The 8,877-nt window shown below is 71.8% G+C and carries 7 protein-coding genes and 1 pseudogene; 2 read left to right on the forward strand and 6 right to left on the reverse strand.

Translation table 11 applies throughout. The features are described from left to right. From K4G64_RS36800 to K4G64_RS36820, 5 genes are all read right to left on the reverse strand, one after another. On the reverse strand, nt 1–331 hold a 331-nt coding region (locus tag K4G64_RS36800), incomplete at its 3' end, for an SRPBCC domain-containing protein (protein ID WP_260461492.1). A gap of 150 nt (nt 332–481) precedes the next feature. Then, the gene (locus tag K4G64_RS36805; RefSeq protein WP_221760228.1) at nt 482–2,137 is read right to left on the reverse strand and encodes a polyamine aminopropyltransferase; all 1,656 of its coding nucleotides are present in this window, start codon (nt 2,135–2,137) and stop codon (nt 482–484) included. Nucleotides 2,138–2,270: 133 nt separating this feature from the next. Further along, nucleotides 2,271–2,798 (reverse strand): DUF2617 family protein, encoded by a 528-nt coding sequence (locus K4G64_RS36810; RefSeq protein ID WP_221760229.1) that lies wholly within the window; start codon nt 2,796–2,798, stop codon nt 2,271–2,273. A gap of 606 nt (nt 2,799–3,404) precedes the next feature. Then, the gene (locus tag K4G64_RS36815; RefSeq protein ID WP_221760230.1) at nt 3,405–3,695 is read right to left on the reverse strand and encodes a hypothetical protein; all 291 of its coding nucleotides are present in this window, start codon (nt 3,693–3,695) and stop codon (nt 3,405–3,407) included. Between the two features lie 227 nt (nt 3,696–3,922). Further along, nucleotides 3,923–5,998, reverse strand: coding sequence for a fibronectin type III domain-containing protein (locus K4G64_RS36820; protein ID WP_221760231.1), 2,076 nt, complete (start codon nt 5,996–5,998; stop codon nt 3,923–3,925). Nucleotides 5,999–6,250: 252 nt separating this feature from the next. On the opposite strand from K4G64_RS36820, the gene K4G64_RS36825 reads away from it, so the two are divergent. Both K4G64_RS36825 and K4G64_RS40825 read left to right on the forward strand, forming a co-directional pair. Next, nucleotides 6,251–7,441, forward strand: coding sequence for a pyridoxal phosphate-dependent aminotransferase (locus K4G64_RS36825; protein ID WP_221760232.1), 1,191 nt, complete (start codon nt 6,251–6,253; stop codon nt 7,439–7,441). Nucleotides 7,442–7,542: 101 nt separating this feature from the next. After that, nucleotides 7,543–7,794, forward strand: a pseudogene (locus tag K4G64_RS40825) (hypothetical protein); the annotation flags it as partial. A gap of 36 nt (nt 7,795–7,830) precedes the next feature. On the opposite strand, the gene K4G64_RS36835 reads toward K4G64_RS40825, so the two are convergent. After that, nucleotides 7,831–8,706, reverse strand: a complete 876-nt coding sequence (locus K4G64_RS36835) for a hypothetical protein (protein ID WP_221760234.1) — start codon at nt 8,704–8,706, stop codon at nt 7,831–7,833. Nucleotides 8,707–8,877: the final 171 nt, after the last annotated feature.

Below are 8,877 nucleotides of genomic sequence, written 5' to 3' on the forward strand. Positions count from 1 at the left end.
CGTCGGCGGAGGCCGTGCCGTCGTAGACGATGGTGCAGCCGTCCTCCGCCGCACGCAGGGCGATCCGCAGGCTGAGCTTGACCGAGCCGCTGCCGCGCGACTCCGCCGCCTCGCCCTCGACGCCGTACGCGTCGTCGTCCCGCCGGGAGACCCGTACGGCACCCCGGTAGGTGACGGAGTGGCTGCCGACCCGGATCTTCAGCCGCCCGGCGACCGGTTCGGCGCCGGCGTCCTGCTGGAGCCCGGGAACAACCCGGGCGACCCGCGCGGGGTCGTCCAGCACCTCCCTGAGCCGCTCGGCCGGAACCGGAACGAACACCTCGTGCTCCATGTCGACGGACTCTACCCAGCACAGCCCGAAACGCACCCCCGCCCGAGGGATTCAACCCCGATCCACCCCCACCAGGCGTATCCTCCGGGCCCGGCCCGATCCCCGATGCCCGATGGCCGCCAGGCCGACCGCTCGGCAGGCTCCGACCCCTCAGTACCGCGGATGCACCAGCGTCGACGCCGGCAGGCCTCCGATCCGCGTTCTGCGCGCGGCCCGTTCCCCCGCGGCCAGGGACGCCTCCGTGAGGGCACTGGGCCGCGGGCCGTCCGGGTCGAGCCGCGGGCGCGGGTCCGTGCGGCCGGCCAGCACGAAACCCCAGTCCCGGGGCGCCCGGGCGCGATCGGGGGGCGTGCGGTCCGGTCCGGCGGCGGAACCGGCGTATCGGCCTGCCGTGCCGTACGGGGCGGTGCGCAGGCCCGCCGCGCGCACGGTGGCCTCGACCGTCCAGTACACCCGGCGGTCGGACGCGACCGGCCCGGCGTGCACCACGAGCCGCCCGCCGGGGGCCAGCACGCGCCGCGCGAGACCGTAGAACTCCTGCGAGTACAGCTTCGTGCTCTCCGTGATGCCCGGGTCGGGCAGGTCCGAGACGACCACGTCGTACGCCGCCGGGGTCGCCCCGCGCAGCCAGCCGAAGGCGTCCGCGGTCGTGACCCGCACGCGCGGGTCGCCGAAGGCGTGCTCGTTGAGCGCGGACAGGGCCGGGTCGGTGCGGGCCAGCCGGACGACCTCCGCGTCGAGTTCGACGACGTCGACCCTGTCCACTCCGGCGTGCCGCAGCACTTCGCGCACCGCGAGGCCGTCGCCGCCGCCGAGGATCAGCACGCGCGCGTGCGGGCCGGTCATGGCCGGGTGGACGAGGGCCTCGTGGAAGCGCAGTTCGTCGCGCCCGCTGACCCGCAGCCGGCCGTCGAAGTAGATGTCGAGGGACCTGCCGTCCGTGCCGCCGGCGAGGACCACCTCCTTCACACCGGTCTGCAGTGCCACGCGGACGTCCTCGCCGTACATCGCCTGCCGCGCGGCCCGTTCGAAGTCGTCGACGAGGACGGCGGCCGAGGCGAGGACGGCGAGGACGAGGCCGTTGCCGATCAGCAGCAGCCAGCGGGCCCGGCGGGTGAGGTCCCGCCGGAACAGGCCGAGCACCAGCGCCCCGCCGACGACCGTGTTGACCGCGCCGGTGAGCAGCGCGCCGGTCAACTGCCCGAAGAACGGCAGCAGCAGGAAGGGGAAGGCGAGGCCGCCGACGAGTGCTCCGACGTAGTCGGCGGCGAACAGGTCGGCCACCGCGCCACCCGCGTCCTGGCGGCGGATGCGCTGGATCAGCTCCATCAGCAGCGGGACCTCGGCGCCGATGAGCAGTCCGACGGCGAGGGAGCAGGCGACCAGCAGGCAGCGCGGCCCGTTGGCCCACATCCCGCCCCAGTCGCCGGTCCAGGCGAACACGGCGTAAAGGGCCATCGCGCTGCAGCCGCCGACGAGCGCGAGGGTGGCCTCGACGGCGCCGAAGCCGGCCGCGGCGAGCCGGCGCAGCCGCTTGGCGGCGAGGGAGCCGACGCCCATGGCGAAGACCATCACGGACAGCACGACGGACGCCTGCGTGACGGAGTCGCCCATCAAGTACGAGGCCAGCGCGACGAGTTCCAGTTCGTACACGAGTCCGCAGGCCGCGCAGACAAACACCCCGGCGAGGACGAGGAACCGTCCGGTGCCCGGCCGGACGGGCAGCCGCGCCGGGCCGTCGGGGCCGCCCGGGGCGCTCCAGGGCTCCTGCGAACGGGGCGGGGCGGGCGCGTGCGGCTCGATCACGCTGCGACGTTACGTCACGCCTCGACTGCGATTCGTCACCCACACGTGTGGTGCTGGTTTACAGGGCCGGGTACCGGTACGAGTTTCGGTTCACCACATACGATCCGGCGGGGCGGACACCAGTCGGCAAGGGTCAGTTGACGTAGACCGACGCCGGTACGCGCACTCCGACCCTCGTACGGGTCGCCACCAACTGCCCGTCCTGCGGGTAGGCGTGCCAGGTCCGCCAGTGCACCTGTCCCTCGTGGTGCTGGGCGAGCAGGGCCGTGAAGGCGTACGGGCTGCCGGGGAAGACACCGGCGAGGCCGTGCGGGTGGTCGGAGACGAGGGCCAGCAACTCCTGGGCGCGGCCCGCGAAGGAGCCGGGCGAGAGGACCTCGACCCGGGCCGCGAACTCGTACTCCCAGTCGTCCACCCGCTTGGCGACGCCGAGCGGAAGCGGAGTGCTGCTGCCCGCGATGCACGCCACCGTCTCCGAGCAGATGCCCCGCTCCTCCTCCAGCAGTACCTGGTGGGACGCACCGAGGAGTCGCAACTGCAGTTTGGTGTCCGCCAGTTCGAGGTCGAGTGCGGCCAGTGCGGGAAGCGGCTCGCGCCCCAGGGCCCATGCGAGATCGGCCGCGCGGGTGTCGGTGTAGGAGGTGTTCAGGGTCGTGAGCATGGATCGGCTCCGCAAGCACACAAAAAGGAGGGGGAGATGGGTCCGCTGCGCCCCGGTCGCTCCGGGGGATGTCGGCCCGGGGCAGCCCGGTCGGCCGGTTTCAGGAAGGTGTACGCAGGACGTCCGTGGGGCTGCGTCGGTGACTTAGAGGGAATCATGAACGGTGGCGCCGCAACAGCGTTTTTACCCAAGTTCGTAGGGTTTCCATCCCTCAGAGGGCTCCACAGCTCAACTGTTCAACTACAGCGTGCGCCGGTGCCGGGGAGGCGTGCGCCGGTGCGCCCTGACTCACAACGGAGCCGGGACGAAAGGGAGCGCGGAATTCCGCCCGATCCCCGAAAGGGCGGCTCGCCGACCGCAGTTGCCGGAGCCGCACCAGGGCGGACGGGAGTTGTCCTACAGGCGGGAAGCGTTGACAGGATCCCCTTGTGGCCGCCGCGCAGGCGTTCGGCCGGTGCTCCGTCCGGGAAGCCCCGGACATGACAACGCGGGGCCCGCCCCCAGGTGCGGACCCCGCGCTCGGTGCATACGGCCTCCCCCTCGGGAGGACGGCCGACGGCCCCGGTCGTGGACAACAGAAGGTCGCCGTGAGGAGGCCGGCGTCAGTCAGCTGCCTCCGCCGCCGCAGCCACCGCCACCCCCGCAGGACGACCCGCCTCCGCAGGACGAGCCGCTGCTGCAGGACGAGCTGCTGCTGCAGGAGTGTCCCCCGCTGTGTCCGCCGCCGGAGTCGCCCCCGCCGGCCCACCAGCTGTTGTCGCTGCTGCTCGAACCGGAGGACGCCCACGCCCCGCGCCGCGCCGTCCGCCGGGAAGGGGACCCGCCCCTGCGGGCCTTGGAGACCAGCGCCCCGACCATGACGACTCCGACCACCGCCAGGATGATGCCGACGATCATGGCGTCACCCTCCTTTCGTTTCCCCCGAAGCGGCCCCCCGTGGGCGCCTCGCTCTTGCGTGAGGCGGTGATGCCCTCCCCGCTCCGGGCCCAACACAGAGTTGAGGAACTTCAGAGGGTTCTCACGGCGGAACGGCCCATGACCTGCACAGAAAGGCAGGTCAGGGGCCGTCCGAAGCTCACTGGGCCGTCTGCGGACGCCGAAGGCGTTGCCGCAACCGGCGGGAGCTAATTCTCCGAGGCGAACCCCATCTCGCGGGCGGCCGTCTCCGTGCCGTCCGCAAGGGTGGCCGTCACCCGGTAGTACGTGGTCGTTCCCTTGGGCCGGGCGGTGTCCACGTACGACCAACTGGTGCCGGCACCGCGCGTCTGGACGTCAACCTTGTCGAAGACGTGGGTCGACCGGTTCCAGCGGTAGACGGTGAAGCCGGTCACCTTGCTGCCGTTGGCGCCCGTGTCGCTGCCCAGCCACCAGCCGACCCAGCCGTTCACGTCGCCGTAGAGGTGGCCGATCGGAGTGTCGCCCACGGCGGGGCCCGCGCCGGCGTCGGGGCGCAGGTCGAGCTCGGTGACGTCCTGGACGGGGGCCCCGGTCTCGACGGTGAGCTGGTTGCCGTACTGGTCGACGGCGATGACGCTGTAGCGGAACTGCTCACCGTCGGCGGCCATACGGTCGAGGTGGTGGGTCTCCGTGAACTCCTTGGGCTTGAGGGTCCAGGCGTCGATGAGCGGCTTGTAGACCCACGCGCCGTCGACGAGGGTGCCCCGCAGGATGCGGTAGTGGTCGAGACCGGGATCGTCACTGGCGTCCCAGCTCAGCGAGACGCCGTTCTCCTGGGCGGTGGCGGTCGCGCCCGTCACCGGAGGCGGCGGCGTGTTGTTTCCGGCGACCGCGACCGGCATCTCGACGGAGGGGGTGCCGCCGTTCCCGGCGTCGTCCACAGCCACGACCGAGTAGTAGTGCGTGGCGCCCGGCGGCGGGGCCGCGTCCGTGAAGGACGTGCCCCGGATGCCCTTGGCGACCTGCACGGTCGTGCGCCCGGGCTCCGTGCGCGGCTTGTCATAGCGCAGGACCGTGTACCCGACGAAGTCCTCGCTGGTGGTCTCGGACTTGTCCCACGTCAGCGTGACCCCGCGCTCGTCCTCGACCGCCGTTGCGTGGTGCGCGGTGTCCACGGGACCCGTCTTGTCCCGGGTGTAGAACTCCACCGTGCCGGAAGCCGCCGACTCGTTGCCGCGGGTGTCGACCGCCGTGACGACGTAGTAGTACGTGTCCCCGGTCAGCGGCAGCGACTCCTGGTACCAGGACTGGGTGAGCGGCTTGTCGCCGTTCAGCCGGTTCGCCGCGGTGAGCGCGACCGGCCTGCCGGTGGTGGAGCGGTACACGTTGTACCCGGCGAAGTCCGCCTCGGTGTTCCCGTACCAGGAAAGGCTGACCTTCTCGGAGTAGTCGGGCTTCCAGGCATCCTCGACCCCCTTCGGCGCCGCGGGAGCGCTCTGGTCGACGGTGGTGACGGACTTGTCCGCCGTACCCGCGGACACGTTGCCCGCCTTGTCGAAGGCGCGGACCTCGTAGTAGTAGACCGCGCCGTTCTTCGGCAGCGTGGTGTCCGTGTACGACGTGGAGGTCGTCGTGGCCAGCGGCTTGGTGCCGTACGAGGTGCCCTGGAGCCGGCGGTACACGCGGTAGCCCGCGAGGTCCATCTCCTTGTTGGCCGTCCAGCTGAAGTTGGCCCGGTACGAGGAGTCGTACGTGAGGGAGGTGCCGGTGGGCACGAGAGGCTTGACCGTGTCGACGGTGACGGACGTGCGGGGCAGGTAGTCCGCCTTGACGTTCGCGGCGCCCGTCCAGTTGACGAAGTCGAAGCGGAGGGTGTGCGTCCCGGACGGGACGGTGATGTTGACGGTCTTCGTCTGGGTTGTCGAGACGTTCTTCCAGATGTCGACCTTGCGCGTGCCGTCGAGATAGACGCGCAGGCCGTCGCGGGTCGCGACGGGGATCGAGAACGGTCCGCCGGAGCCGAAGTCCCGGGTGACGGTCCAGCGCACACCGAAGTAGTTGCTGGGCAGCCCGGCGGCGGGGGCGCCGGTGCCCCAGTTCTGATCGATCTTCGAATCGCAGTCGGTCTTCTTCGGCGTACCGGAGAAGGTCGTGTTCGCGTAGAACTGCCGTTTGAAGACGGGCGACTTACAGGTCACGGGCGCCGTGGCGGCACCGGCCGCGGACGTGCACGTGAGCAGGGCTCCGGTCGTCGCGAGGACGGTGGTCGCGGCGAGGGCGGACGCACGAATGGCTCGGTTCATGCCTTCCTTACGGTCTGGGGCGGCGGTGGGAAGACGGCGTCTTCCCACCGCCGCCCCAGACCTTCGAGAAGGGCGGGGGGTTGTGCGGGTTTCGAGTGTGGCGTCCCTCACATAAGGCGTGGGGGCGGGTGTCGTGCTCGCACGGGCACGCCACGGGCCGCCGTACCAAGTGCCCAGCAATGATGCTTTGGGTACCGGCACAGGTGAACATCAGCGAAGCAGTGTTGAGGAACTCCAGAGCCTCGGCGCAGGATGACCGGCATGACCTCCAGCGCGCGCCCCCTCCTGAACCGCCGGCTCGCCGAGTTCGGGACGACGATCTTCGCCGAGATGTCCGCCCTGGCTCTGAGCACCGGCGCCATCAACCTCGGACAGGGCTTCCCCGACACCGACGGCCCCGAGGAGATCAGGGAGGCCGCCGTACGGGCCCTGCGGGACGGCCGCGGCAACCAGTACCCGCCCGGCCCCGGCGTGCCCGAGCTGCGCGCCGCGATCACCGCCCACCAGCAGCGCCGCTACGGACTGTCCTACGACCCCGACACGGAGGTCCTGGTCACCGCCGGTGCCACCGAGGCCATCGCCGCCGCCCTGCTGGCCCTGGTGGAGCCCGGCGACGAGGTGATCGCCCTCGAGCCGTACTACGACTCCTACGCGGCGTGCATCGCGATGGCGGGCGGCCGCCGGGTGCCGGTCACGCTGCGCGCCGACATCGAGGAGGGCCGTTTCCGTCTCGACCTCGACGAGCTGCGCGACGCCGTCACCGACCGGACCCGGCTGCTGCTGATCAACACCCCGCACAACCCGACCGGCACGGTCCTCACCCGCGAGGAGCTCGCCGCGATCGCCGAGCTGGCCGTGGAGCGCGACCTGCTGGTGGTGACGGACGAGGTCTACGAGCACCTGGTCTTCGACGACGCCGAGCACGTGCCGCTGGCGACGTTCCCGGGGATGCGCGAGCGCACGGTCACCATTTCGAGTAGCGGAAAAACATTTTCGTTCACTGGTTGGAAGGTCGGCTGGATCACGGGTCCCCCGGAGCTGGTCACGGCGGTGCGCTCGGCGAAGCAGTACCTGACGTACGTCTCGGCGGGCCCGTTCCAGTACGCCGTCGCCGAGGCCCTCTCGCTGCCCGAGTCGTACTTCGCGGACTTCCGCGCCGACATGCTGGCCAAGCGGGACCTGCTGGCAGCGGGCCTGGCGGAGGCCGGATTCCGGGTCTTCCGCCCCTCTGGCACCTACTTCATCACCACCGACATCCGCCCTCTCGGCGAAACGGACGGCTTCGCCTTCTGCCGCGGCCTGCCGGAACGCGCCGGAGTCGTCGCCATCCCCAACGCGGTCTTCTACGACCACCGCGAGGAGGGCGCCCCGTTCGTGCGGTTCGCGTTCTGCAAGCGGACGGGGGTGCTGGAGGAGGCCGTGAAGCGGCTCAGCCGCCCGTGAGCTCCTCCTCTTCCGTCAGCGGGTGTCCGCCTCGGGTTCCGGGCGCGGCAGCTCGTCGAGGTCGAGAGTGAAGGTGCGGCCATCGGCCAGGGGGATGGGAGTGTTCTCTGGTCGAGGCCGACCGTGACCGACCGGGGACCGCAGAGCACATTGCCACCCTGCCCTGCATCACGATCGTCGATCTGGACCTGCCCGCCGCACTGGCGGTGGCCCGCGCGACCACCTGGTCCGACGCGCACACCCTCTACGCCGCCCAGCCCAGCCCGGAGCGGCCGGATGGTGCGGTGATCGCGACCACCAGGGCGCACACGTGGAAGGGGCAGCCGGTGCGCGTCCTGGACCTCGCCCCCTGATCAGCCGGTCGAGGCGCAGGCTTCGCCCGGGTCGCCTCAGCCCGCCGCACGCAGGCCCTCCCCGGCGAGTCGGTCCCGGCAGGTCCGGCAGTGTCCGGGCCCCGGGGCGCGGAAGGCGCGCTCGCAGCCGTCGCAGGTCTGGAAGGGCAGTACGGCCGGGCGCTCGACGCTCGGCGGGAGCGGTGCGGGGGAGGGCAACGGCAGCGGGGTCTCCCGGAGGCGGAAGGCCAGGACGCTTGCCGGGCGGGCCCGGAAACGGTCGGGGAGCCGTACGGTCAGCAGCTCCGTGATCTCCCGCGGTCCGACACCGGCCGCCAGCCACTCGGCGACGGCCGGCGCCAGTCGGGCGGCCTCCTGCGCGGACAGGACCAGGCGGGGGTCGACCCGGCGCAGGGCGGTGAGTACGGCGACCGCCTCGGGGGCGGCGTCGGCGAGGGCGGGTGCCGGGCTGCCGGGCTCCTCCGGAGCGGGAGCGGGCGCCGTCTCCCGCCGGGCCTGCGGGACGGTAGGCCGGTTCCGCGGCCGGGGCTTCGGCGGCTCGGGCGGGTCGTCCGGGCCCTCGCCGCGCGGTACGTCGTAGAAGTACGTCCGGGTGCGCACCTGCCCGGTGGGCATTCGTTCGCGGCGGCGTTCCAGGTATCCGGCCGATTCGAGTTCCCTGAGCGCTCGCGAGATGAGGATCTCGCCCTCGCTGAAGTGCTCGCACAGGGCGGCGATGGTGACGGGGGAGCCGTCCGGCAGGGAGGCGATGTACGCCGCGACGCCGATCGTGACCGCGCTGCCGCGCCGCTGGGCGAGGGCGTTGGAGATCACCGTGAAGTCGGCGGTGAGGCGGGTGCGTACGTGGATCACGCCGGTAGTCGGAGCTCCGGCGTCGGCGCGCAGGCGCGCGTTAGACTGCGGGTCAGCCATCGGGAAGGCACTACTTCCTGATCGGTCAGGCCCTCGATCGGGATGCCACTCCCGGCCGGGGGCCGTATCTGTTTGCGGTTGTCGCGGCGAACGTAACGGTCCGTTAGCCGTCGCTGCAAGCCGGTCACTCGGACGGGTGACGCCGCCCTTCCGGCGTGGGGAGGGTGGGTG

The sequence above is a fragment of the Streptomyces sp. WAC04114 genome (assembly GCF_019733245.1).
Lineage (GTDB): Bacteria > Actinomycetota > Actinomycetes > Streptomycetales > Streptomycetaceae > Streptomyces > Streptomyces massasporeus_A.

Excerpts from the sequence above, each read along its gene's own strand:
- K4G64_RS36810 (WP_221760229.1), bottom strand. The coding sequence starts at position 2,798 with ATGCTCACGACCCTGAACACCTCCTACACCGACACCCGCGCGGCCGAT.
- K4G64_RS36815 (WP_221760230.1), bottom strand. The coding sequence starts at position 3,695 with ATGATCGTCGGCATCATCCTGGCGGTGGTCGGAGTCGTCATGGTCGGG.
- K4G64_RS36820 (WP_221760231.1), bottom strand. The coding sequence starts at position 5,998 with ATGAACCGAGCCATTCGTGCGTCCGCCCTCGCCGCGACCACCGTCCTC.
- K4G64_RS36825 (WP_221760232.1), top strand. The coding sequence starts at position 6,251 with ATGACCGGCATGACCTCCAGCGCGCGCCCCCTCCTGAACCGCCGGCTC.
- K4G64_RS36835 (WP_221760234.1), bottom strand. The coding sequence starts at position 8,706 with ATGGCTGACCCGCAGTCTAACGCGCGCCTGCGCGCCGACGCCGGAGCT.